We start from the raw sequence: 22,301 nt of genomic DNA on the forward strand, positions 1-22,301 counted from the left end.
CACAGACGAAAGCCGGCGTTCCGCCGTCGTACTTGATCCGTACGACGGCGGGGCGCCGGCTTTTCGCGTTCCCGTCGACGCCTCAGGCGGTCAGCGGGTTGGCTCCAGGGGCGACCTGCTCGCCCGGGCGGACGGGGCCCGGCGCGGTGCCGGTGCCGAAGGGCGTGCCGCCGAGCGCCTCGCGGCCGTGCTCGGTGAGCCAGCCGGAGAGGTCCGGGCCCGCCGGGACGATGCCAGTCGGGTTGATGTCCTCGTGCACGACGTAGTAGTGGCGCTTGATCTGGTCGAAGTCGACCGTGTCGCCGAAACCGGGCGTCTGGAACAGGTCGCGGGCGTAGCCCCAGAGCGCGGGCATCTGATCAAGCTTGTTGCGGTTGCACTTGAAGTGGCCGTGGTAGACGGGGTCGAAGCGCACGAGCGTCGTGAAGAGGCGCACGTCGGCCTCCGTGATGGACTCGCCCATGAGGTAGCGGCGCGTGCTCAGGCGTTCCTCGAGCCAGTCCATCGCGGCCCAGAGGCGGTCGTAGGCCTCGTCGTAGGCCGTCTGGTCCCCGGCGAAGCCGCAACGGTAGACGCCGTTGTTGACCTCGGTGAAGACGCGCTTGATGACACCGAACATCTCCTCCGCCTTGTCGGCTGGGAGCAGGTCCGGTGCGCCCTCGCGGTGGAACTGCCGCCACTGGGTCGCGAAGTCGAGGGTCATCTGCGGGTAATCGTTGGTGACGACCCCGCCGGAGGAGACATCCACGATCGCCGGGACGGTGATGCCGCGCGGGTAGTCCGGGAAGCGCTCGAAGTAGTTCTCCTGCAGGCGCTCCGTGCCGAGCACGGGGTCGCGTCCACCCTCGTCGAGGTCGAACGTCCAGGAGCGCACGTCGTGCGTAGGTCCCGGCGTGCCTAGCGAGATGACGTCCTCGAGCCCGAGCAGGCGGCGGACGATGATCGCGCGGTTGGCCCACGGGCACGCGCGGGCCGCGACGAGGCGGTAGCGCCCGGCCTCGACGGGCCACGCCCGCGCCCCCTCGGTCAGTCCGGCCCCGAGTTGGCCGATCGTGCTCGGTTCCGCGGTCGACAGCGCGGAGACGGCCTCGACGTCGGCGACGATGCGGTCCTCGATGTAGTTGGTGTCCCGCGTGAACTCGCCACCCGTGACGTACGCGCCGCGAGTCGAGTGTTCGGTCGGGGATTGCTTCCCGCTCATGCCGTGACCTCCTGCTTTCGAACGGTTTCCAGGGCGCGCGTCAACGCGACGACCTGCTCGAGCATCGACGCCAGCGCTCCGGCGGCGCGGTCGGACGGCGCAAACGTCCCGTCGTCGAAATCGGCGCCCAGGGCGAACATGACGGTCTTCTGGACGTGGGCGACGCCGACGGCGGAGAGGATTCCGCGCAGGACCTCCACGGCGCGGGCGCCCTTCGCCCCGCCGTAGGAGACGATGCCCGCCGCCTTGTCACCCCACTCGGCGAAGAGGTAGTCGATCGCGTTCATCAGCGCCGGCGACGGGGCGTGGTTGTACTCGGCGGTGACGAACACGAACCCGTCGAACGAGCCGATCTTCGCCGACCACACCTTGGTGTGCTCGTGCTGGTACTTCATTTTCGACGCCGGGTACGGCTCGTCGAGCAGCGGCAGGTTGTAATCGGCGATGTCGACGAGCTCGAACTCGATGTCGGGCCTCGCCTTCCGGGCCTCGGTCAGCGTCCACTCGGCCACTTGGGGATTCAGCCGCCCGGGGCGGGTCGATCCGGTCAGAACAGCGATCCTGGTCATGCAAACCTCCTGCGTCGATGTGGCTCTACCACCAACTTACATGCTTTTGCATCTAACTGGCCAGTGCCTGCGCCCCCTACTTCAGCGCATCGAGGTGGACCGGCTTGACGGAGACTACGTGCCCCGCGAACTCCTCCGCGTGCTTGGTCACGTACCGCTTGATGTAGGGGCACACGGGCACGATCTTCAGGCCCGCGGCCACCGTCTCCTCCAGCGCGGTCTGCGCCAGCACGCCGGCGAGGCCGCGGCCGCCATAGGCCTCGTCGACCACCGTGTGGTAGAAGATCCGCTCGTTCTCGCCGTACCCGAGGTAGTACGCCCCGCCGATCACGGCACCTCCCTCGGCTTCGGTGTCCACCAGCTCATAGCGGAGCTTCTCGGTGTTCTCGCGCACCACGATCGCGGCGTTGCTCTCCTGCTCGGTCATTTCCGTCCTCTCTCCAGTCTTACTGTTCACGGGCGCGCAGTCGCGCGTGGGGCATCGCCGGTGCGGGCAGCGGCGCCGGCGTGCCCTCGGGGAAGGTGCCGAATCGCGGGTAGGGCGCGCCGTCGTCGTACTCCCCGCCGTTCGGCGCGGGGGCCGGATCGGCGTCGATCTCCGCCTGCCAGGCGGCGCGGTGGGCGACGATCTCCTCGTGCGCGCGGCCGACGAAGTTCCACCACATCACGATCTTCTCCGGGAACGGCTCCCCGCCGATGATGAGCGCCCGCACGCGCTTTTCTCCCGCCGAGAGGACGACGGCGTCGCGTCCGGTCGGCAAGTACGCCAGGTGATCACGGGGCAGGGTTTCGTCATCGAGCGACAGGTCGCCGTCGTCCAGCAGCAGGCCGTGCTCGAAGGACGGGTCGAGATCGAGCACAATCTCCGCCCCCGGTTCGAGCAGGATCTCCGCGCCGAGCGTCGGATGGTCCGTAACGACCGGAGACATGCTCCCGCCGAGTGAGCCGAGGAAGACGCGCAGCTCGGCGCCCTCGCCGGCGACGGGCTCCGGCGCGTAGTGCTCGAAATCCGGTTCCTTGCCCCGAGCCGCGTCCGGCAGGGCGAGCCACAGCTGGGCGCCGTGCAGCAGGTCGGTCTCGGGGGTGGAGAACTCGGAGTGGCTGATGCCGCGCCCGGCGGTCATCAGGTTGAGTTCGCCCGGCCTCACGGTCGCCTGGTGGCCGGCAGAGTCGATGTGCTCGACCGCGCCCGAAAAGAGCCAGCTGACCGTGGCCAGGCCGGTGTGCGGGTGCCGGGCGACGTTCATGCCGCCGGTCGCGGCGACGTGGTCGGGGCCGTAGTGGTCGAGGAAGCACCACGCGCCGATGAGGCTGCGCTCGCGCTGGGGCAGCGTGCGGCGCACATCCATGCTGCGCAGTCCGCCGAGGGGCACATCGCGCGGCTCGAGGAAGACGACGCCGTCGCACGGGTCGCCGGCTTGGCAGGTCACGGCCTCGGGGGCGCGCTCCAGATCGCTCATGGTGCCAGCCTAACGGGCTCCGCCCGCGCCGTCAGGAGGGGACGTCCGACCAGCTAGCCGCGGCGTGGCTGTTCCGCCGTTCGAGCCGGCGTGCAAAAGTAGGCGTATGACAGGTACCACCTTGCTGATCCTGGGCGCTTCGGGCGACCTGACCTCGCGCCTGCTCCTGCCGGGCCTCGCAACGCTGCTGAGCATTGAGACCGACCGCCGCGTGACCTTGGTCGGCGCGGACCTGCCTCAGATGTCCGAGAACGCGTGGCGGGAGCGGGTGACGGCTGCGTTCGGGCGTGCGGATGCCGCCGAGGCACTGCCGCGCGTGCTCGGCGACACCCGCTACGTTGCCGGCGACGCCACCGATCCCCACCTCTTGGGCAGGCTGCTCGAATCCCTCGAGGTCGACTCGGACTCTCCCCTGGTGATCTACTTCGCGCTGCCTCCCCAGGTCAGCGCAGCGGTCTGCGAGACGCTGGCCGGGCTGGACCTGCCGGAGAACACGACGCTCGCCCTCGAGAAACCCTTCGGCTACGACGCCCAGTCGGCCAAGGACCTCAACGTGTTGCTCTCCAAGTCGGTGCCCGAGGACCGGGTCTTCCGCATCGACCACTTCCTCGGGCTGTACACGGTCCTGAACCTGCTCGGCCTGCGCTTCGCGAACCGGCTCTTCGAACCCGTCTGGGACCGGGACTCGATCGAGAAGGTCGAGATCTTCTACGACGAGACGGTCACCCTCGAAGGCCGGGCCGGCTACTTCGACCGGGCCGGCGCCTTGCGGGACATGATCCAGTCGCACCTCTTGCAGGTCATGGCCGTCGTCGCGATGGAACCGCCCGCGAGCGTCGGCGAACGGGACCTCCGCGACGCGATCGGACAGGTGCTGCGGGCCGCCCGGGTCGTCGATCCCGTCGCCGATTCGCGGCGCGCCCGCTACACGGCCGGGTCGATCGGCGAGCGCGCGGTGCCCGACTACGCGGCGGAGGAGGGCGTCGACCCGGAGCTCGGCACCGAAACCCTCGCCGAGGTGGAGGTCGAGGTCGCGAACCAGCGGTGGGCCGGGGTCCCCTTCATCCTGCGCAGCGGCAAGTCGTTCGCCGCGGTCCGCAAGCAGGTGGTGGTGCACTTCAAGCCGCCGGCGCACATCCCCGACGGCCTCCTCGGCCGCGACACCCCGGACACCCTGACGATCGACCTGCGCCCGGACACGTTCACGCTGTCCCTGACGACCAACGGCTCGGGCGACGCGTTCACGCTCGGCAGGACGGACCTGGTCGGCGCGCTCGGTGGCAGCCAGCTCGAACCTTACGGCGAGGTGCTCTCCTCGATGCTGGACTGCAATCCGCGCCTCGCCGTGCGCGGGGATGCTGCGGAGGAGTGCTGGCGGATCGTCGAACCGGTACTCGCCGCGTGGTCGCGCGACGACGTCCCGCTGGAGACCTACCCTGCCGGCTCGCAGGGGCCGGAGGGTTGGTCCAGCACCCGCTGACGCGCCGGGAGTGCGCTGCTACATCTCGGACTTGCCGCGCCGCCAGTAGCCCATGAACGAGACCTGCTTGCGGTTCATGCCGGCGTCGCGCACGAGGTACCGGCGCAACTCCTTGATGGTCCCCGCCTCGCCGGCCAGCCACGCGTAGAACGGCTGGTTTCCACCGCCGGCCGTCTCCCACAGGATCGTCTCGTCGACGTCGATGTCCTCCGGCTCGCGGCCCGCGACGACCGCGCCGGCCGCCGGGATCGCCACAGCCGAGCGCACGGCCGTCTCCAGGAGCTCGCCGTGAGGCCGAGACCCGCGCGGCAGCCACTGCACGGAGACCCCGGAGCGCGTGAAGGACCCCTGGATGTCGTCGACCGACGGGACCTCGATGAACGCGTTGCCCGTCATGCCGGGCGGCAGCGTCTCCAGGATCGAGCAGATCGCCGGAGCCGCCGTCTCGTCGCCGGCGAGCAGGATGCGCCGGGCGGTTCCCGGGCGGAACTCGATGCCCGCGTAGTCCGTCCCGCACAGCGCGGCGTTCGGTCCGAGCATCGTGATCGTCTGCCCGGGCTCGGCCGTCGCCGCCCACACCGAGGCCGGGCCGCCGACGAGTTCGCCGTCGACGCGCTCGACGTGCAGGACGAAATCGACGTCGATCTCCGGGTACTCGCCCAGGTTCCCCGGGTGCCCCGCGGGCCGGTACGAGCGGATCGAATACGTGCGCAGCCAGCCGCGCTCGGCCGGCTCGATCTGCAGCCAGGTCCGGTACCACGCCGTGACGTCCGCGTCGTCGATCTGCCCGTCGGGGCGCAGCGCGGCGAAGTGGTCCACTCCCCCGCTGTCACCCGGGATGACGAGCTTGATGCGCAGATCCAGCGGGTGCCCGCCGGTGCCGAAGTGCGCGAGGTCCTCGCCGGTAAACGTGACCCGGCGGTAGCTCGGGCTCAGCGTCGTCGTCGCCACGGCGCGCAGGGTGAACGCCAGCGTGGGGCAGGCTTCGAGGGCCGGGCGCAGCCCGCCTGTCGGTGCGACGTCGTCGCCCCCCTGGGGCGCGGAGGCAACGGAGGGCAGCGTCCCCGTCGGCCGGCCGGCCGCGGCGCGCGAGGCGTTCTCGTCGTGGTTGACGTCGCGCACGACCCGGTTGCGCCCGATCGGCAACACGAGCGGCGTCCCGGCGACCGGGTCGGGAATGACGCGACTCGGCATGCCGAACACCTCCTGCACCATCTTCTCGGTCACGACGGCGGCCGGGTGGCCCTGCGCGTAGATCTCCCCGCTCTTGAGGGCGATCAGGTGGTCGGCGTAGCGCGCCGCGAGGTTGAGGTCGTGCAAGACGATCGCCACCGTGGTGCCGCGACGGCGGTTGAGGTCGGCGACGACGTCGAGCACCTCGAGCTGGTGGGCGACGTCGAGGTAGGTGGTCGGCTCGTCGAGCAGCAGCAGGTCCGTCTCCTGGGCGAGCGCCATCGCGATCCACACGCGCTGGCGCTGGCCGCCGGAGAGCTCGTCGATCGCGCGGTCGGCGAGTTCCTCGGTGCCGGTTGCGTGCATGGCGCGTGCGACGGCGTCGTCGTCCTCCGCGGACCAGCGGCGGAACCAGCCCTGGTGCGGGTAGCGGCCGCGGCCGACCAGCTCGCGCACGGTGATGCCGTCGGGGGCGACGGGCGTCTGCGGCAGCAGGCCGAGCACCTTGGCGATCTCGCGGGCGGGCTGGGAGTGGATGTCTTTGCCGTCGAGCACAACGGAGCCGCCGGAGGGCTTGAGCAGGCGGGACATGCCGCGCAGCAGCGTGGACTTCCCGCAGCCGTTCGCGCCGACGATCATCGTGACCTCACCGGCCGGCAGATCCAGCGACAGGTTGGCGACGATGGTGGACTTGTCGTATCCCAGGCTCAGCGACCGGGCAGTAAGTTGGGCCATGTCAGCCTCCCATTCCTTGTTTGTTGGAGCGCACCAGCAGCCAGAGCAGGAACGGTGCGCCGAGGGCGCCCGTGATCACTCCCGCGGGGAGGCTGATATCGCCGAAGAGGTTGGCGCCCGCGAAGTCGGCGGCGAGGACGAGGACCGCGCCCACGAGCGCCGAGCAGGCGAAATTGGTGCGGCCGACGAGCAGCCTCGCGAGCGGGCCCGCGAGGAACGCCACGAACGCGATCGGGCCGGTCACCGCGATCGTGCACGCGCTGAGGGCGACGCCAAGGACGACGAGCCCGGCGCGGGTGCGGCGGACGTCGAGGCCGAGCCCGCTGGCGGCGTCGTCGCCGAGCTCGAGGATCTGCAGCTTGGAAACGGCCAGCGCGGTCAGCGGCACGAGCACGACGAGGCTCACGAGCATCGTTCCCGCCCGTTCCCACGTGCTCGTCGAGAGTGAACCGACGAGCCAGTGCAGGGCGTCGCCCGCGGCGCGGACGTCGGTGCGCGTGAGCAGGTAGTTCATGACCGCCTGCAGCATCGCGGCGACGCCGATGCCGATGAGGATGAAACGACCGCCGGTGTGCTTGCCGGAGTCGGCCATGAAGTACACGAAGAGGGCCACGACGAGGCCGCCGGCGAACGCCACGAGGCTCAGCAACGGGCCGGCCAGACCGAACACGAGCATGCCGGTCACCGCCGCCGTCGCCGCTCCGTAGCCGACACCGATGACGTCCGGGCTGGCCAGCGGGTTGCGCAGCAGGGTCTGGAATACGGTGCCGGAGAGGCCCAGCGCGGCCCCGGCCATCGCGCCGACCGTCGCGGCGGGCAGCCGGTGCTCCAGCACGATGAAGCTCAGCCCCGGCAAGGTCTCGCCGGCGAAGATGCGCACGAGCTCGTCGACGTAGACGAACGGGCTGCCGAGCATCACCCGGGCGATGAAGAGCACGACGACGACGCCCGCGAGGATCGCCGCCACCCGGCGCACGCGGCGCGCCGAACTGCGCGCAGCGCTCGGGAGAACACCGCCGCTCGCGTGGGCGTCCGCGGGCGCCGGAGCGCTTTCTGCACGCTTGAGCACTAGAGAGTCACCTGCTTCCGGGTCCGGATGAGCCAGATGAAGACGGGGGCGCCGATCACCGCGGTCATGACGCCGACCTGCACCTCGCTCGGCGGCAGGACGACGCGGCCGAGCACGTCTGCGCCGAGCAGCAGCACCGGGCCGGCGAGGATGCTCAGAGGCAGCAGATGCCGGTAGTCGGCGCCGACCAGGAGCCGGAGGGCGTGCGGGACGACGAGGCCGAGGAACGCGATCGGCCCGGCCAGCGCCGTCGCGCCGCCGGCGAGCAGCACGACGCCGAGCCCCGAGACGATACGGCCGCGCCCGACGCGCACGCCGAGCCCGGTCGCGGCGTCGTCGCCGAGGGCCAGCGCATTGAACAGGCGCGTCGAGGCCAGCGCGAGCACCGTCCCGACAGCGATGAACGGCACCATGGTCGCCACCTCGGCGACGCTGCGGGCGCCGAGCACGCCGACCTGCCAGAAGCGGAACCCGTCGAGCGCCGTCTGGTCCATGAGCAGGACCGCGTGCATGATCGACGCCAGCCCGGCAGCCAGCGCGGCGCCGGCGAGCGCGAGCTTGACCGGGGTGGCACCCTCGCGACCCAGACTGGCGACCAGGTAGATGACGACCGCGGCGAAGGCGGCACCGGCGAAGGCGAACCAGGAGTATCCGGAGACGCTCGTGATCCCGAACAGGTGGATGCCGAGGACGACCGCGAGCGCGGCTCCGGCGTTCAGGCCGAGGATGCCCGGGTCGGCCAGCGGGTTGCGGGTGATGCCCTGCATCGCGGCGCCCGCCAGGGCGAGGGCCGCACCCACGACGAGCCCCGTCACCGTTCGCGGGATGCGCGCCTGGATGACCACGTGGTCAGTGATCGTCGGGTCATAGGCGGTCAGCGCCTGCCACACGACGGGCAGGCTCGTCGCGCGCGCGCCCACGGCCAGGGAGATCCCGGAGAGGACGACGACGGCCGCGACCAGCACGAGTCCCGTCGCCAGGGCACGGCCCACGGGGACCGGCTTCGCCGCGACGGACGTGCTGGCCGCCGTCGTGACCTCGTCCCCGGTGCGCAACGTCTCGGTCATGCGCTCTTCCTCATCGTCTCTCTAGACTGGTCAAATGGTCGATTCTTCTCAGCCGACGCCCGTTTCCGCGTTCGCCTCGATGCTGCTCGCACCCAACCCGGGCCCGATGACCCTCGACGGCACGCAATCCTACGCCGTGCGGTTCCCGGGTCACGACTCCGTCGTGGTGGTCGATCCGGGGCCCGCCGACGACGCGCACCTGACCGCGCTGGCCGCGCTCGGCGACGTCGCCCTGGTCTTGATCACGCACCATCACCCCGACCACACGGCGGGCATCGATCGACTGCACGACCTGACCGGTGCGCCCGTCCGGGCCGCGGCGGCCGAGTTCTGCCGACCCGCCGCGACCGGCCACCCCGCCCACGGCACGGACGCCGGCCGGACACTGCGACACGGCGAAGTGATCGAAGCGGCCGGGGTTCAGATCAAGGTCCTGGCCACGCCCGGACACACCTCGGACTCGATGAGCTTCTTCCTGCCCGACGACGGGGCGCACGGCGCGATGATCACCGGCGACACGATCCTCGGGCGCGGGACGACGATCCTCGACTTCCCGGATGGAACCCTCGGCGACTACCTCGAGACCCTCGAGACGCTGTCCGGGTTCGGGGACGCGAAGGTCCTGCCCGCCCATGGCGGGACGCTGCCGTCCCTCGCGTCGATCGCCTGCGCCTACCGTGCCCACCGCGAGGAGCGGATCGCCCAGGTGCGCGCCGCCGTCGAACTGATCGAGGGCGGGCGCGCGGGCGCCGAAGGCCCCGCAGCGGCGACCGTGGCCGAGGTGGCCGACGTCGTCTACGCGGACGTCGACCCCTCGGTCCGGTCGGCTGCGGAGCACTCCGTCGCCGCCCAGCTGGCGTACCTTCACGGCGAGGATCACCGGTAGCGTTTCAGGGCTACTTGATCAGTCCGTCGGCGGTCTCGACGAAGTCCGGGATGACGTTCTCGAGCGCCCACGGCAGACCCAGGACGTTGGCCGCGGAGATGGACATCGTCTCCTCGTTGGAGCGTGTGGCCACGAGGCCGCCGTTCGCGACGGCCGGGATCTGCGAGTAGAGGTCGTCCTCGGTAACGTCCGACATCTCGTTGCCCTCCGGGATGAAGGTGTAGAGGATGTCGGAGTCCAGCTCGTCAGCGCGCTCGACCGACCACTCGAAGAAGAAGGCTCCCTCCTCGGTGTTCTCCTCGACGACCGGGGCCGACGTCATGCCGAGCGTCTCGAAGAGGCGCTGGCGCGTGTCGCCGCCGGCGTAGACGTTGATCGTGTTCTCTGCGAGGTCCAGGTTCGCGGCGATGAAGGTCAGGTCCTCGATACCCGGGTGATCCTCGGCGATGGCCGCGAAGTCGGACTCGATGTCGGAGACCAGCTGATCGGCCTCATCGGGCTTGCCGAGGGCCTCGCCCGTGACCTTCGCCACGTCCTGCCACGGAGCCTGGTAGTTCTCCTCCTGCGGCCCGACGACGGGGGCGATCTTGGAGAGCTTGTCGAACTCCTCCTTGGTCAGGCCGGAGTAGCCCGCGAGGATGACGTCCGGCTCCAGTGCGGCGATGGCCTCGAAGTTCACGCCGTCGACCTCGCTGTAGAGCTCCGGCGCACCGTCCGATCCGAGCGGGGCGCCCAGCTCCTCGAGCTTGTCGTCCACCCAGGCGGTGGTCCCGTCCTCGCCACCGCCCCACGCATCGGCCGGCATGCCGACCGGAACGACGCCGAGCGCCAGGGCGGTATCGGCGTTGCTCCAGGAGACGGTGACGACGCGCTCCGGCTGCTCCGGGATCACGCTCTCCCCGTGGATGCTGTCGACGGTCACGGGGAACGCGCCGGTCGCGGCTTCGGAGGAATCGGAGGAGCCCGTCGCAGCGCCCGAGCAGGCGGAGGCGGCGAGAACAGTGGCGGCTGCTGCTGCGAGCAGGCCGACGCGGCGGGAAAAGGCCATGGGAAGTCCTTGAGGGGTCTCTAGTTGATTCGTGACGCGGCCAATGGGCCAACGAAGTAAGGCTAGCCTCAGCGGGCCGGATTACGCAAAACTTGTGTTACCCAATTGATCCGGAATCAAGCATCGAAGTTCGATTTGAGATTAGGTAAGCCTTCCTATAGCTTCGACTCCGACACCTATTTTCGTAATGGTTTCGTTCGCTAATTGGCGTGGGTCATCGAGGTCACCCGCCACTGAGACTGGAGAAGAACATGAAGCTTTCCCGCACGTCCGCATCGATCGGCGGCCTCGCCGCCGTTGCACTTCTGGGGCTGACGGCCTGCGGCGGCAGCACCGACGCGGCCGAGGCAGGCACCGATACCCCGGCGGAGACGATCACCGTCGAGACCAACAACGGCCCCGTCGAGGTCCCCGCGGACGCTGAGCGCGTCGTCGCCCTGGACAACACCTCGTTCGCGACCCTAAAGGCCCTCGGCGTCGAGCCCGTGGCCGCGCCGAAGCAGCTGCTCCCAAACAACGGCTTCGAGGACTGGCGGGATGACGAGGCGATCGCCGACGTCGGCACCCACCGCGAGCCGAATCTCGAGGCGCTCAACGAGGCGGCCCCGGACCTGATCGTCGGCGGCTATCGGTTCTCCGAGTACACCGACGACCTGGCGAAGATCGCTCCGGTCCTCGACGTCACCCCGGATGCCGAGACTCCCGGCGCCTGGCTGGACGGCTTGCGCACGCAGACCGAAACGCTCGGCACCGTCTTCGGCGCCGAGGAGCAGGCGGCCGAAATCGTCGCCGACTTCGACGCGGCTCAGACCGCCGCTGAGGAAGCCACCGACGGCGAGACCGTCTTCCTCGCCAACGCCTCGGGTGGAAAGATCGACAACGGCGCCGGCCGCATCGGGCGCCTGCTCGAGGGCGTCAACCTTGAGGACGTCTTCGCCAGCGAGGACCTCGACGGCGAATCGGTGCACAACGATTCCGGGCTGGCCCCGGAGACCGTCGCCGAAGCCGACCCTGACTGGATGATCGTGATGGACCGCGACGCCGCCGTCTCGACCGCCGAGGACGAGTTCACCCCGGCGCAGTCGCTCGTCGCCGCGCTCGAGAACGTCTGGGGCGAGACGACGTTCTTCGCCGGAGACCAGATCATCTACCTCAACACCGACTTCTACAAGACCGAGGGCATCCAGGCCTACACCGAGGCCTACGAGCAGATCTCCGAAGCCTTCTCCGCCAACTAGTCCCGAGCACACCTCCCGCCATGCGCAACCTCCCTACCCGGTACTTCCCGGCCGCCGTCGTCCTGGCGGCGGTCGGGCTGACCGCGGCCTCGCTGCTCGTCGGCGGGTACAGCATCACCTTCGAGAAGCTGCTGCACGATCCCGCCGCGCAACACATGTTCTTCGTCTCGCGCATCCCGCGCACGCTCGCGCTCATCTTCGCCGCGGCGGCGATGAGCGTGTGCGGGGTGATCATGCAGCTGATCACGCAGAACAAGTTCGTCGAGCCGACCACGGCCGGGACCGCCCAGTGGGCGGGACTGGGCATGCTCGCGATCCTCATCGTTGACCCCGGCGCGGCGCCGATGGCCAAGATGGCCGTCGCGATCGCCTTCGCCTTCGCCGGCACGTGGGTTTTCATCGCGTTCCTGAACCGGGTGCGCGTGAAGAACTCTCTGGTGGTCCCGCTCGTCGGGATCATGCTCGGCGCGGTCGTCGGTTCGTTCTCGACGTTCCTCGCCGGCACGTTCGACTTGCTACAGACCATGTCGGCGTGGCGATCGGGCGGGTTCAGCGGCATCGTGGAGGGCTTCTACGAGCCGCTCTGGCTGGCCGCCGTCGTCTGCGTCGCGGCCTACTTCGTCGCCGACCGCTTCACGGTCGCCGGGCTCGGCAGGGACGTCGCGACCAACGTGGGCCTGCACTACGGGCGGGTCGTCTTCCTCGGCGTCACGATGGTGGCGCTCGCGACGGGGGTGACCACCGTCGTTGTCGGATTCATCCCGTTCCTCGGACTGATCGTGCCGAACCTCGTGTCGATGATCCTGGGCGACGACCTGCGCCGCAACCTGCCGTGGGTCGCCGCGCTCGGCGTCGTCTTCCTGCTCGCGTGCGACCTCATCGGCCGCACCATCATCGCACCGATGGAGCTGCCCGCCTCCGTCATCCTCGGCGTCGTCGGCGCCGTCGCGTTCATCTCCCTCGTTCTCAGGCAGCGCAAGCATGTCAACGCTTAGTCCCAGCCCCGCCGCATCCACGACGACGGCGCGCCCGGCCCCCAGCACCGCACCTCCCGCCGCGCGGGCCAGGCGGCGGCTCACGCCCGGCGCGCGGATCGCGATCATCGCCGCGCTCGTGGCCGTCGCCTCCGCGTGCTTCCTGCTGATGTTCATCCGCGGATCGTTCGAGTTCGCCTTCGAGCGACGCCTGACGATGTGGGGGACGATGATCGTCGTCGCGTTCACCCAGGGCGTCGGCACCGTCGTGTTCCACACCGTCACGCACAACCGGATCCTCACGCCCTCGATCATGGGGTTCGACTCGATCTACACGCTCATGCAGACCGTGCTCGTCTCGGTGTTCGGCGGGCTGTTCCTCGTCAATGCCGACGGTGTCCCGATGCTGCTGGGCCAGACGGCGGCCATGGTCCTGTTCGCCACGGTGCTCTACCGCTGGCTGTTCTCCGGAAAGTTCGGCAGCCTCTACATCCTGCTGCTCGTCGGCGTCGTCTTCGGCATGGCCTTCGACTCGATCTCGATCTTCCTGCAGCGCCTGCTGAACCCGACCGACTACGACATGCTCTCGGTCGAGCTGATGGGCCGCATGAGCTCGGTCGACGCGACGTACCTGCCGTGGGCGTTCGCGGTCTGCGCCGCCGTCGGGTGGGTCCTGTGGAGCCGGCGATTCCGGCTCGACGTCCTGCTGCTCGGCCGCGATGCCGCCCAGGGCCTCGGCATCAACCACAAGCGCGAGCTGACGGCGATGCTGATCGTCATCGCGGTCATGGTCGCCTTCTCCACCGCGCTCGCGGGCCCCATGACGTTCTTCGGATTCATCGTCGCAACGCTCGCCTACCAGCTCACCGGAACCCACGAGCACCGGTACGTCATGCCGATGGCGTTCCTGCTGGGCCTGTTCACGCTCGTCGCCGGTCAGTTCGTGCTCCAGCACGTCTTCTACGCCTCCGGCTTCCTGACCGTCATCATCGAATTCGTCGGCGGGGCCCTCTTCCTGCTGATCCTGCTCCGAAAGGGCAAGATGTGATCGCCTTCACCGAGGTCCACAAGTCCTACAACGACACCACCGTCCTCGGCCCCGTCACGGGCCGGATCGCCGCGGGCGGGATCACAGCGCTCATCGGCCCCAATGGCGCCGGCAAGTCGACGCTACTGACCATCATCGGGCGCCTCCTGGACCCGACGGCCGGCCGCATTACGGTCAAGGACCACGACATCGCCACGACGAAAAGCTCAGACCTGGCGAAGCTGATGTCGATCCTGCGTCAGGAGAACCACATGACCGCGCGGCTGACGGTCCGCGACCTCGTGGGATTCGGACGCTACCCGCATTCCAAGGGCCGGCTCACCGACGCCTGCCACGCCGCCATCGACTCCGCTCTCGACTTCCTCAACCTCACGGGCCTGCAGGATCGATTCGTGGACCAGCTCTCCGGCGGCCAACGCCAGCGCGCCTTCGTCGCCATGGTGCTGGCCCAGGACACCGAGTACGTGCTGCTCGACGAACCGCTCAACAACCTCGACATGAAGCACGCCGTGCTGATGATGCGCCAGCTGCGCCGCGCGGCCGACGAGCTCGGCAAGACCATCGTGATCGTCATCCACGACATCAACTTCGCCGCCGCCTACTCCGATCACATCGTCGCGCTGCGCGAGGGCCGCATCGCACACTCCGGCACGCCGGAAGAGATCATGCGCGACGACGTGCTCACGGACGTCTTCGACACCGGCGTGCGAGTGCACGAGATCGAAGGCCGCCGCACCGCAATCTTCAGCCTCTGAGTAGAGTCCATGACTCAATAGGTCGGCGGCCCGAACGCATCGCCGAACGGGATTATGCTCCGCGTGCTCCCAAGGAGACGACGGCGTCCTCGGCTCGTTCTGCGCGGTCACCGGGCACCCCCGTGGTCGGCGCCATGAATTGCGCCTGCGAATCTCAATCCGCCATCCACCTCAGCCGCCTGATCGCGACTTTGAGGTGAGGCTAGCCTTGCTATAGATTCAGCGTGGCCCTCGTCATTACGCAAGATGCTTGTTGCGTAATGCGCCGGGCCCCTCACATCGCACCTGTCACCTCTGGAGAGGCACATGAAGAATCTATCGAAGGCGATCACCGCCGCATCGGCCCTCGTCGCACTCGCAGCTCTGAGCGCCTGCGGTTCCAACGGATCTTCCCCGGAAGCCGACGACACCGCCGTCGCCGCCGAGCCGGCCTCCGACGAGTCGCTGGTCCTGTACTCGGGCCGCGACGAAGAGCTCATCGCCCCGCTCGTCGAGCAGTTCACCGACGAGACGGGCATCGAGGTCGAGGTCCGCTACGCCGGCACCCCCGAGATGAACGCGCTGCTCCTCGAGGAGGGCGACGCCACCCCGGCCGACGTCTTCCTCTCCCAGGACGCCGGCGCGCTCGGCTCGTTGGCCAAGGCGGATCTGCTGGCCGAGCTGCCGGAGAACCTCGCCTCCCAGGTCCCCGCTGAGCTGACCTCGACCGACGGTTCGTGGGTTGGCCTGACCGGCCGCGCCCGTGTCATCGCGTTCGACGGCGACAAGCTCAGCGCCGACGAGGTCCCCGACACCGTGGACGCACTCGTGGAGGACGAATGGAAGGGCCGCGTCGGCTTCCCGCCCGGCAACGCCAGCTTCCAGTCCTTCGTGACCGCGCTGCGCGTGCTCGAGGGTGAAGACGCCGCCGCTACCTGGCTCGAGGCCCTGGCCGGAAACGACCCGGTCCTGACCGAGAAGAACGGCCCGACCCTCGAGATGGTCAACAACGGCCAGCTCGACCTCGGCCTCATCAACCACTACTACTGGTACCAGCTCGCCGCCGAGCAGGGCGCCGAGAACATGCGCGCGGAGCTGAAGTTCCTCCCGGGCGACGCCGGCGGCATCGTCAACGTCACCGGCGCGGCCGTGCTCGCCGGCTCGGGTGAGGATGAGAACGCGCTCGCCTTCGTCGAGTTCCTGCTCGCCGACTCCGCGCAGACCTACTTCGCGGAAGAGACCTTCGAGTACCCGCTGGTGCCCGGTTCCCCTGCCCCGGAAGGCCTCCCGGCCCTCGACGAGCTGACCAACCCGGAGCTCGACCTGAGCGACCTCGACTCGCTCGAGGAGAGCCAGTCCATGCTGGCCGACGCCGGACTGCTCTAGCCCGTCCTGCCGATGCCCCGAGGTACTTCCCGCCGGCTGCCGCGCGCCCTGACGCTCGCGGCGGCCGGCTGCGGTCTGCTCGCGGCCGTGCCCCTGATCTACCTCGTGGTCAGGGTCGCGACCGCGGGGCCCGAGAGCCTGGCCGCCACGCTCTCGCGGCCTCGCCTGCCCGACCTGCTGCTCAACTCCCTGCTGCTGACGACGGCGGTCACCGCGACCGCCGTCGTCATCGGCGTCCCCATCGCGTGGGCGCTCGCGCGCGCCCGCCTGCCTTGGCGCAACGGGTGGGCCGCGCTGGCCGCCCTGCCGCTCGCCGTGCCGTCCTACGTCGCAGCCTACGGCTGGCTGGCTGCGTTCCCCGCGATGACCGGCTTCTGGGCCGCGTGGTTCGTGTTGTCCCTCGTGGGAATCCCCTACGTTGTCCTGCCCGCGACGGCGGCCCTGCGCTCCGCGACCACCGACCTCGACGACGTCGCCCGCTCGCTCGGCCGAGGCCCCCTGGGAGCCTTCGTGGCCGGCACCCTGCCGCAGATCCGCCCGGCGGTCCTCTCCGGCGCACTGCTCGTGGCGCTCTACACGCTCAGTGACTTCGGCGGCGTCGCCCTCTTCCGCTTCCAGGTCTTCACGACCGCTATCCACCGCGCCTACGCGGCCAGCTTCGACCGCGACTACGCCGCCATCCTCGCGACGATCCTCATGCTCGTCGCCCTGTTGATCGTCGTCGGCGAGCAGCTCACCCGCCGGCAGTCCCGGCACGGGAACAACGGATCCCACCGCCGCTCCGCCCCGGTCCGCCTCGGTGCGTGGACGGTCCCCGTGTGCGCCGGCCTCGTCGTCGTGCCGCTCCTCACGGCGGGGGTGCCGGTTGCGGCATTGGTCGTGCGGTGGGTTCAGGCCGCCGACATGGCCGCGATCGACCCCGCGCGATTCGCCGCCGCCCTCGGTAATACCGTCGCTCTCTCGGCCGGCGGGGCGCTCATCGCGCTCGGACTGGCCACCCCGATCGCCATCCTCTCCGCCCGCCACTCCGGCCGCCGCGTGCGACTGCTCGAGGTCCTCGGCGCGCTCCCGCTGGGACTCCCCGGCATCGTCGTCGGGCTGTCGCTGGTCTTCGTCTCGCTGAAGATCGTCCCGTGGTGGTACCAGTCGGCCGGAGTGCTGGCCTTCGCGTACGGCGTCCTCTTCCTGCCCAAGGCCATCGGCGGCGTGCGCAGCGCCGTCGCGCAGGTGCCGACCGAGCTCGAGGACGTCGCGCGCAGCCTCGGCGGCTCGCGGGCCCGCGTCTGGTGGGAGGTCACCGCGCGGCTCGCCTCGCCCGGAGCCGCCGCCGCCGCGCTCCTCGTCGCCGTCACCGCCATGAAGGAGCTTCCCGCGACCCTGATGCTGCGCCCAACCGGCACCAACACCCTCGCCACGGAGCTGTGGTCCCGCACCGATATCGCCGCCTACGGCGCCTCCGCACCCTACGCGCTCGCACTGCTGGCCGTGGCCGCTGTGCCCGCGTTCATCCTCTCCCAACAGCGCCCCCGCGCCTCCCACCCGACAGGAGCCACCCCATCAGCGAGCTGAGAGTCACCGATCTCGAGGTCGGATACGGATCCACGCGCGTCCTGCGCGGCATCGACCTGTCGGTTCCCGCCGGGGACCTGCTGGCGCTCGTCGGGCCGAGCGGGTGCGGCAAGACGACGGCGTTGCGCACCATCGCCGGCCTCGAGCGCGCCGGCGCCGGCACGATCACCGTCGGCGGGCGCGTGCTCGCCGATGCGACCCGCCACGTCCGACCCGAACAGCGGCGCATCGGCTGGGTCCCGCAGAGCGCCACCCTCTTCCCGCACCTGACCGTCGCGCAGAATGTCGCGTTCGGCCTCAAGGGCACGGGTGGCTCGCGGCACTCGGCCAAGCGCCGGGCCGCGGACCCCGAGGTGCGCCGGCTGATCGATCTCGTCGGGCTCGCCTACCACGCGGACAGGCTTCCGGCGCAGCTCTCCGGCGGTCAGGCGCAGCGGGTCGCGCTCGCGCGGGCACTGGCCGCGGGCCCCGACCTCGTGCTGCTCGACGAACCCTTCGGCGCCCTCGATCCGCTGCTGCGCCAGCAGTTGCGCGACTCGACCCGCGCGTGGCTCCGCGCCGAATCCGTGACGGGTGTGCTCGTCACCCACGACCAGTCGGAGGCGCTCTCCGTCGCCGACCATGTGGCCGTCATGCGCGACGGCGAAGTGCTCCAGCAGGCGTCCCCCCGGACCCTGTTCTCGCGCCCGGTGACGCCCTGGGTGGCCGGGTTCGTCGGCGACGCCGTCTTCCTCGACGCGGTCGTGCGATCCGCGGGCGCCGGGCACGACCCGGTTCTGAGAACCACCAGCGAACTCGGCGAGGTCCCGGCTCGCTGGATGGGTGCGGTGCCGCCGTCGTCCGGCGAGACGGTGCGGCTCATGGTCCGGCCCGCACAGGTGGTCCCGCGTGCAGAAGGCGTACGCGGCCGGGTCACCTCATTGCGCTTCACCGGGTACGACGCCGTCCTCACGGTCGAGCTGCCGACCGGGACGGCGGTGTCCGCCCTCGTTCCGGCGGCCGAGGCCCCGGACCACGACGCCGACATCGCGGTCGGCGTGAACGGTGAGGCGCTGGCCTACGCCGCGGGTCAGTAGTTGAGGGCCGCCGGCCCGTAGTCCGCCCGCCGCTCGGCGCGTACTCGCGCCGCCTGCGTCTTGGAGTGCAGCAGGTCGATGAGCCGGTTCGCGTTGTCGATGAGGTCGGCGATCGCGGCGTCGTCCCGGTCAACCCAGACGTGTTTCGGGACGTCGTGCAGCGGACGGAAGTCGCGATGCTCCTCCCAGACCATGAGCGTGCGCTCGGCCCCGATGACGTACTGCTGCCACCAGACCTGACGCAGATAGTGCTTGGGGATCTTCCCCCACGCCTTGTTGGTGGTCTTGATCTCGGCCAGCTCGACCCGCCCGTCGGGCCGCAGCGCGATGCCGTCCGGGGTGGCCAGGTGCCGCACCTCGTCCGCGGAGTGGAAGAGCAAAGAGCTCGGCTCGATGCCGAACTGCTCGCGCACCCAGGCGGCGATCACGGGCTCGCGCCGGCGCCCGTATTCGGTATAGGGGTTGCCCGCGAACCCGGAGCCGTTGAGCTTCGAGTCGGCGGCGGCCTCGATGCTGCGCGGGGTGGAGAGTTTCGCGACGTCGGTCGCGGTGATGCCGCGGGTCCGCGCCCGCAGCCAGTTCACGCGATCGCTCGAATCCGCGACGACCCGGCCCATGCACCGGTGCTCGGCCGGCTCCGGCCGCAGGGCGATGCCCGGGACGACGCCGGCAGCGCCGTCCCCCGTCGGGCGGGCGGGTCCCTGCGGGGCGGTTTCGTCGAATGGCACCCGACCATTCTGCCCCATGGGCGGGCCCGATCCCCGGCAGGCGGCGCCGCCGAGGCCCGGATCCGCGGTCGGACCTACTCCCCCGCGGCCTGGATGACCGGTTTGGGCAGCGCGTCCGGGTAGTTCTGCTGCAACTCTGTCACGAGCGCCTCCCGCACGGAGTTGTGCAGGCTCCAGAGGTCGCCGGCGTTGCGCGCGCTGAGCCAGATGTACACGGTCATCAGCCCGCCCTTGGCGTCGGTGACGGAAAGGTCCGAGGAGCGCCCGTCCCAGTATTCGTTCTGCTGCAGCTCCTCCTCGAGCTTGGCGCGCAGCACCTCGACCGGCGCCTTCCAGGTGAGCTCGAGGGAGATCCCGCCGGAGACCTCGCTGGTGCCGCGCGAGTAGTTCCGGAAGGGCGTCGTCGTGAAGTAGGTCGAGGGCAGGATCAGGCGGACGTCGTCGATCAAGCGCACGACGACGTACGTGAGCGTGATCTCCTCGACGTTCCCTCGGGCTCCCTCGACGAACACGGTGTCCTCGACGCGCAGGGAGTCGGTGAACGCGATCTGCAGGCCGGCGATCACGTTGGAGAGGGTCGACTGCACGGCCATACCGGCGATGACGGAGATCAGGCCGGCGGAGGCCAGGATTCCGGCGCCGAGCGCACGCACCTCGGGGATCAGCAGCAGGATGCCGGCGACCGCGAGCACCAGCACGACGGCGACGGCGACCCGGCGCAGGAGTCCCACCTGGGTCCGCAGTTTCGCCATGCGGCGGGCGTCCACCGAGTTCTCGGAGCGGTACTTCGACAACAGTGCCGATTCCACCAAGTGCAGCAGCACCACGATGAGCCAGGCGATGGCGGCGATCGTCACGGCGAGCAGCAGCAGATTCGAGGCGCCGCGCCACTCGGCCTCCGGGGCGGTGACCTCGAGCGAGCCGACGGTCCCCACGGAGGAGAGGACCACGAAGATGGGCCAGCGCGAGCGCCCGATGTCATCGCGCAGCTCGGGCCGGCGGCGCAGGACGCGGTTGACCAGCGCAGCGCCGATCCAGGTGACGACGAAAGCCACGACGACGGCGATCCCGGCGCCGACCCACGGCTGCAGGTACTCGGGCATGTCGCGCACGGCCGACTCGGTCAGTTCGCCCATGCCCCCGTCCATCGGCACGGGATCGGCGGTCGAGGGGGATTCGCTCGCAGCGGTGAACACAAGAGAACGCATGCACCCAGACTGCCACAGCACACCGGGCGCCTGCTGAGAGGATCGCCTGTGCCGTCGCGCACTGCGCCGCTAGCCTAGGACCGTGCTGATACTCGTGGACCTCGACAACACTCTGATCGATCGAAGCGCTGGATTCACCGCGTGGGCCGAAGCGTTTGTCCATTCCATCAACGGCGATCCAGCCGACGTCGAATGGCTTGTCGAAGTGGACCGCGACGGATACGCAGATCGTTCGGCAGTGGCCCAAGCCATGAAGGACCGCTTCGCGCTGAACCAATCGGTGGACGCCGTCGTCGGCCTGCTCCTCTTCGACCATCTGTCCTTCCTCACGGTGGAATCAGCGACGACGACTGCTCTAGATTCGGCAGCATCCTCCGGCCACAGCCTCGGGCTCATCACCAACGGCACGGTCGAACAACAGCAACGGAAGGTCGACCAGTTGGATCTGGCGCGTTTCTTCAACGCCATCGTCATCTCGGAGGCCGAGGGCATCTCGAAGCCGGATCCCCGCCTCTTCCGCATTGCTGCTCACCGCGCGGGCGCCACCCTCGACGGCGGCTGGATGATCGGCGACCACCCCGAGTCCGATGTGTCCGGTGCGCGCGAGGCAGGACTCAACACGGCGTGGATCATGCGAGGGCGTCGCTGGCCGCACGCCTCATTCAGCCCGACACGGGCGTTCCCGTCAGTGCACGAGGCCATCATGGCGATCACGGCGGATCTAGCCTGACCGGTCACTGTTCGAGAACAATTCGGCTGCAGACGGTGACACTGCTGGACAGCATCACATGTGGGAGGCTTGCGCCGTGGACTACGACAAGTCGATCGAGACGCTGACCGCGTGGGCGCAGAACTGTGAGAACGTCCGCGCAATGGTGATGACTGGTTCAGCCGCCGCACATGAGACGCACTCCCTGTCAGATCGCGATATCGAGATCTATGCCACGGACCCTGCCCCACTGCTTGCAGATGATTCCTGGTGGAATCAGCTCGGGACGGTGCTTGTCGTCGAGCGCTTGGCCATCCCCGGCTGGCATCCGGCCCGCCTGGTGTACTACGTCGGCGGCAAGCTGGATCTGACGGTTGTGAGGGCTGATGTGCTGCCCACCATCCGCTACGAGCGGCCATTCACCGTCCTCGTCGACAAGGACGGCCATTCCCGCTCACTACGCCTGGCAGCGGCAGGGACGTCTCTGCCTGACGAGGCAGCATTCCAGGAGCAACTCAACTTGGGCTACGCCGCCGCACTGATGTGTGCCAAATCGATCGTCCGGGACGAGCCATGGTCAAGCAAGATACGTGACACTGATCTGAAAGCATCCCTGCTGAGCCTTGTCGAGTGGGATCATCACGTGCGCTACGGGCTCGGGCACGACGTACGCTTCCTGGGCTCCCGAATGCGGCAATGGATGGACGCAGACATACAGCAGTCGCTTGAACAGTGCTGGGCGCGCTTCGACGCTGCGGACTCAGCCAGGGCCCTCCGCACATCCATCGCCTTGTTCGCCAGACTCGGGAGGCGCATCGCGGACGGTCTGGGGTTCCGACCCTTCAGCCACGACAGCGTCCACGACGAGGTCGAAGCCATCCTCGCACTACGTCCGGACGCACGCTGAGCATTGGGCAAGGCTCATCACCGGTCGCGATCCTTC

21 protein-coding genes are annotated in these 22,301 nt (G+C 69.5%); 11 read left to right on the forward strand and 10 right to left on the reverse strand.

The window, feature by feature from the left end; genetic code table 11:
- Positions 1 to 82: 82 nt before the first annotated feature.
- From EV380_RS10270 to EV380_RS10285, 4 genes are all read right to left on the reverse strand, one after another.
- A complete protein-coding gene (locus EV380_RS10270) occupies positions 83 to 1,201 on the reverse strand; it encodes a glutathione S-transferase family protein (protein ID WP_130451065.1) in 1,119 nt (372 codons plus the stop codon).
- Positions 1,198 to 1,770, reverse strand: a complete 573-nt coding sequence (locus EV380_RS10275; protein ID WP_102157965.1) for an NADPH-dependent FMN reductase — start codon at positions 1,768 to 1,770, stop codon at positions 1,198 to 1,200. The genes EV380_RS10270 and EV380_RS10275 overlap by 4 nt, the downstream gene beginning before the upstream one ends.
- 76 nt (positions 1,771 to 1,846) lie before the next feature.
- Entirely contained in the window at positions 1,847 to 2,197 is a 351-nt protein-coding gene (locus tag EV380_RS10280; RefSeq protein ID WP_130451066.1) for a GNAT family N-acetyltransferase, read from the reverse strand.
- Between the two features lie 19 nt (positions 2,198 to 2,216).
- Entirely contained in the window at positions 2,217 to 3,230 is a 1,014-nt protein-coding gene (locus EV380_RS10285; RefSeq protein WP_130451067.1) for a pirin family protein, read from the reverse strand.
- A gap of 106 nt (positions 3,231 to 3,336) precedes the next feature.
- Here EV380_RS10285 and EV380_RS10290 point away from each other — a divergent pair, with 106 nt between their 5' ends.
- Positions 3,337 to 4,710: a glucose-6-phosphate dehydrogenase gene (locus EV380_RS10290; protein ID WP_130451068.1), complete on the forward strand. Its 1,374-nt coding sequence runs from the start codon at positions 3,337 to 3,339 to the stop codon at positions 4,708 to 4,710.
- Positions 4,711 to 4,728: 18 nt separating this feature from the next.
- Here the strand turns inward: EV380_RS10290 and EV380_RS10295 are convergent, their stop codons facing one another.
- Genes EV380_RS10295 through EV380_RS10305 form a run of 3 tightly spaced genes read right to left on the reverse strand, consistent with a single transcriptional unit; the run spans position 4,729 to position 8,754 of the window.
- Positions 4,729 to 6,618, reverse strand: coding sequence for an ATP-binding cassette domain-containing protein (locus EV380_RS10295; protein ID WP_130451069.1), 1,890 nt, complete (start codon positions 6,616 to 6,618; stop codon positions 4,729 to 4,731).
- Position 6,619: 1 nt separating this feature from the next.
- The gene (locus tag EV380_RS10300; RefSeq protein WP_242607577.1) at positions 6,620 to 7,687 is read right to left on the reverse strand and encodes a FecCD family ABC transporter permease; all 1,068 of its coding nucleotides are present in this window, start codon (positions 7,685 to 7,687) and stop codon (positions 6,620 to 6,622) included.
- Complete coding sequence (locus tag EV380_RS10305) at positions 7,687 to 8,754, reverse strand: FecCD family ABC transporter permease (RefSeq protein ID WP_130451070.1); 1,068 nt, start codon at positions 8,752 to 8,754, stop codon at positions 7,687 to 7,689. The genes EV380_RS10300 and EV380_RS10305 overlap by 1 nt, the downstream gene beginning before the upstream one ends.
- A 34-nt stretch (positions 8,755 to 8,788) precedes the next feature.
- Here EV380_RS10305 and EV380_RS10310 point away from each other — a divergent pair, with 34 nt between their 5' ends.
- Complete coding sequence (locus tag EV380_RS10310; RefSeq protein ID WP_130451071.1) at positions 8,789 to 9,640, forward strand: MBL fold metallo-hydrolase; 852 nt, start codon at positions 8,789 to 8,791, stop codon at positions 9,638 to 9,640.
- Between the two features lie 10 nt (positions 9,641 to 9,650).
- On the opposite strand, the gene EV380_RS10315 is transcribed toward EV380_RS10310, so the two are convergent.
- Positions 9,651 to 10,688, reverse strand: coding sequence for an iron-siderophore ABC transporter substrate-binding protein (locus EV380_RS10315; protein WP_130451072.1), 1,038 nt, complete (start codon positions 10,686 to 10,688; stop codon positions 9,651 to 9,653).
- Between the two features lie 251 nt (positions 10,689 to 10,939).
- On the opposite strand from EV380_RS10315, the gene EV380_RS10320 reads away from it, so the two are divergent.
- The 7 genes from EV380_RS10320 (at position 10,940) to EV380_RS16880 (ending at position 18,713) form a co-directional block, all read left to right on the forward strand.
- Positions 10,940 to 11,926: an ABC transporter substrate-binding protein gene (locus EV380_RS10320; protein WP_130451073.1), complete on the forward strand. Its 987-nt coding sequence runs from the start codon at positions 10,940 to 10,942 to the stop codon at positions 11,924 to 11,926.
- Positions 11,927 to 11,946: 20 nt separating this feature from the next.
- A complete protein-coding gene (locus EV380_RS10325) occupies positions 11,947 to 12,921 on the forward strand; it encodes an ABC transporter permease (RefSeq protein ID WP_130451074.1) in 975 nt (324 codons plus the stop codon).
- Positions 12,908 to 13,948: an iron chelate uptake ABC transporter family permease subunit gene (locus EV380_RS10330; protein ID WP_130451075.1), complete on the forward strand. Its 1,041-nt coding sequence runs from the start codon at positions 12,908 to 12,910 to the stop codon at positions 13,946 to 13,948. The genes EV380_RS10325 and EV380_RS10330 overlap by 14 nt, the downstream gene beginning before the upstream one ends.
- On the forward strand, positions 13,945 to 14,703 hold the full coding sequence (locus tag EV380_RS10335) for an iron ABC transporter ATP-binding protein (RefSeq protein WP_130451076.1): 759 nt from the start codon (positions 13,945 to 13,947) through the stop codon (positions 14,701 to 14,703). The genes EV380_RS10330 and EV380_RS10335 overlap by 4 nt, the downstream gene beginning before the upstream one ends.
- A 306-nt stretch (positions 14,704 to 15,009) precedes the next feature.
- Positions 15,010 to 16,068 carry an iron ABC transporter substrate-binding protein gene (locus EV380_RS10340; protein WP_130451077.1) on the forward strand — a complete coding sequence of 353 codons (1,059 nt, stop codon included), beginning with the start codon at positions 15,010 to 15,012 and terminating at the stop codon, positions 16,066 to 16,068.
- A 12-nt stretch (positions 16,069 to 16,080) separates the two neighbouring features.
- Positions 16,081 to 17,637: an ABC transporter permease gene (locus EV380_RS10345; protein WP_130451078.1), complete on the forward strand. Its 1,557-nt coding sequence runs from the start codon at positions 16,081 to 16,083 to the stop codon at positions 17,635 to 17,637.
- Between the two features lie 80 nt (positions 17,638 to 17,717).
- On the forward strand, positions 17,718 to 18,713 hold the full coding sequence (locus tag EV380_RS16880) for an ABC transporter ATP-binding protein (RefSeq protein WP_242607732.1): 996 nt from the start codon (positions 17,718 to 17,720) through the stop codon (positions 18,711 to 18,713).
- On the opposite strand, the gene EV380_RS10355 is transcribed toward EV380_RS16880, so the two are convergent.
- Complete coding sequence (locus EV380_RS10355; protein ID WP_130452184.1) at positions 18,707 to 19,330, reverse strand: YqaJ viral recombinase family protein; 624 nt, start codon at positions 19,328 to 19,330, stop codon at positions 18,707 to 18,709. The two genes, EV380_RS16880 and EV380_RS10355, sit on opposite strands and share 7 nt — an antisense overlap.
- Before the next feature lie 185 nt (positions 19,331 to 19,515).
- Complete coding sequence (locus tag EV380_RS10360) at positions 19,516 to 20,649, reverse strand: mechanosensitive ion channel family protein (RefSeq protein ID WP_130451079.1); 1,134 nt, start codon at positions 20,647 to 20,649, stop codon at positions 19,516 to 19,518.
- A gap of 82 nt (positions 20,650 to 20,731) precedes the next feature.
- On the opposite strand from EV380_RS10360, the gene EV380_RS10365 reads away from it, so the two are divergent.
- Both EV380_RS10365 and EV380_RS10370 read left to right on the forward strand, forming a co-directional pair.
- Positions 20,732 to 21,379 (forward strand): HAD family hydrolase, encoded by a 648-nt coding sequence (locus EV380_RS10365; RefSeq protein WP_130451080.1) that lies wholly within the window; start codon positions 20,732 to 20,734, stop codon positions 21,377 to 21,379.
- Between the two features lie 76 nt (positions 21,380 to 21,455).
- Positions 21,456 to 22,265: an aminoglycoside 6-adenylyltransferase gene (locus EV380_RS10370; protein ID WP_130451081.1), complete on the forward strand. Its 810-nt coding sequence runs from the start codon at positions 21,456 to 21,458 to the stop codon at positions 22,263 to 22,265.
- Positions 22,266 to 22,301 lie beyond the last annotated feature (36 nt).

The organism is Zhihengliuella halotolerans (assembly GCF_004217565.1).
Taxonomy (GTDB): Bacteria; Actinomycetota; Actinomycetes; order Actinomycetales; family Micrococcaceae; genus Zhihengliuella; species Zhihengliuella halotolerans.

Excerpts from the sequence above, each read along its gene's own strand:
- EV380_RS10275 (WP_102157965.1), bottom strand. The coding sequence starts at position 1,770 with ATGACCAGGATCGCTGTTCTGACCGGATCGACCCGCCCCGGGCGGCTG.
- EV380_RS10280 (WP_130451066.1), bottom strand. The coding sequence starts at position 2,197 with ATGACCGAGCAGGAGAGCAACGCCGCGATCGTGGTGCGCGAGAACACC.
- EV380_RS10295 (WP_130451069.1), bottom strand. The coding sequence starts at position 6,618 with ATGGCCCAACTTACTGCCCGGTCGCTGAGCCTGGGATACGACAAGTCC.
- EV380_RS10270 (WP_130451065.1), bottom strand. The coding sequence starts at position 1,201 with ATGAGCGGGAAGCAATCCCCGACCGAACACTCGACTCGCGGCGCGTAC.
- EV380_RS10330 (WP_130451075.1), top strand. The coding sequence starts at position 12,908 with ATGTCAACGCTTAGTCCCAGCCCCGCCGCATCCACGACGACGGCGCGC.
- EV380_RS10315 (WP_130451072.1), bottom strand. The coding sequence starts at position 10,688 with ATGGCCTTTTCCCGCCGCGTCGGCCTGCTCGCAGCAGCAGCCGCCACT.
- EV380_RS10345 (WP_130451078.1), top strand. The coding sequence starts at position 16,081 with ATGCCCCGAGGTACTTCCCGCCGGCTGCCGCGCGCCCTGACGCTCGCG.
- EV380_RS10285 (WP_130451067.1), bottom strand. The coding sequence starts at position 3,230 with ATGAGCGATCTGGAGCGCGCCCCCGAGGCCGTGACCTGCCAAGCCGGC.
- EV380_RS10355 (WP_130452184.1), bottom strand. The coding sequence starts at position 19,330 with ATGGGCCGGGTCGTCGCGGATTCGAGCGATCGCGTGAACTGGCTGCGG.
- EV380_RS10290 (WP_130451068.1), top strand. The coding sequence starts at position 3,337 with ATGACAGGTACCACCTTGCTGATCCTGGGCGCTTCGGGCGACCTGACC.
- EV380_RS10310 (WP_130451071.1), top strand. The coding sequence starts at position 8,789 with ATGGTCGATTCTTCTCAGCCGACGCCCGTTTCCGCGTTCGCCTCGATG.
- EV380_RS10305 (WP_130451070.1), bottom strand. The coding sequence starts at position 8,754 with ATGACCGAGACGTTGCGCACCGGGGACGAGGTCACGACGGCGGCCAGC.
- EV380_RS10320 (WP_130451073.1), top strand. The coding sequence starts at position 10,940 with ATGAAGCTTTCCCGCACGTCCGCATCGATCGGCGGCCTCGCCGCCGTT.
- EV380_RS10340 (WP_130451077.1), top strand. The coding sequence starts at position 15,010 with ATGAAGAATCTATCGAAGGCGATCACCGCCGCATCGGCCCTCGTCGCA.
- EV380_RS10325 (WP_130451074.1), top strand. The coding sequence starts at position 11,947 with ATGCGCAACCTCCCTACCCGGTACTTCCCGGCCGCCGTCGTCCTGGCG.
- EV380_RS10360 (WP_130451079.1), bottom strand. The coding sequence starts at position 20,649 with ATGCGTTCTCTTGTGTTCACCGCTGCGAGCGAATCCCCCTCGACCGCC.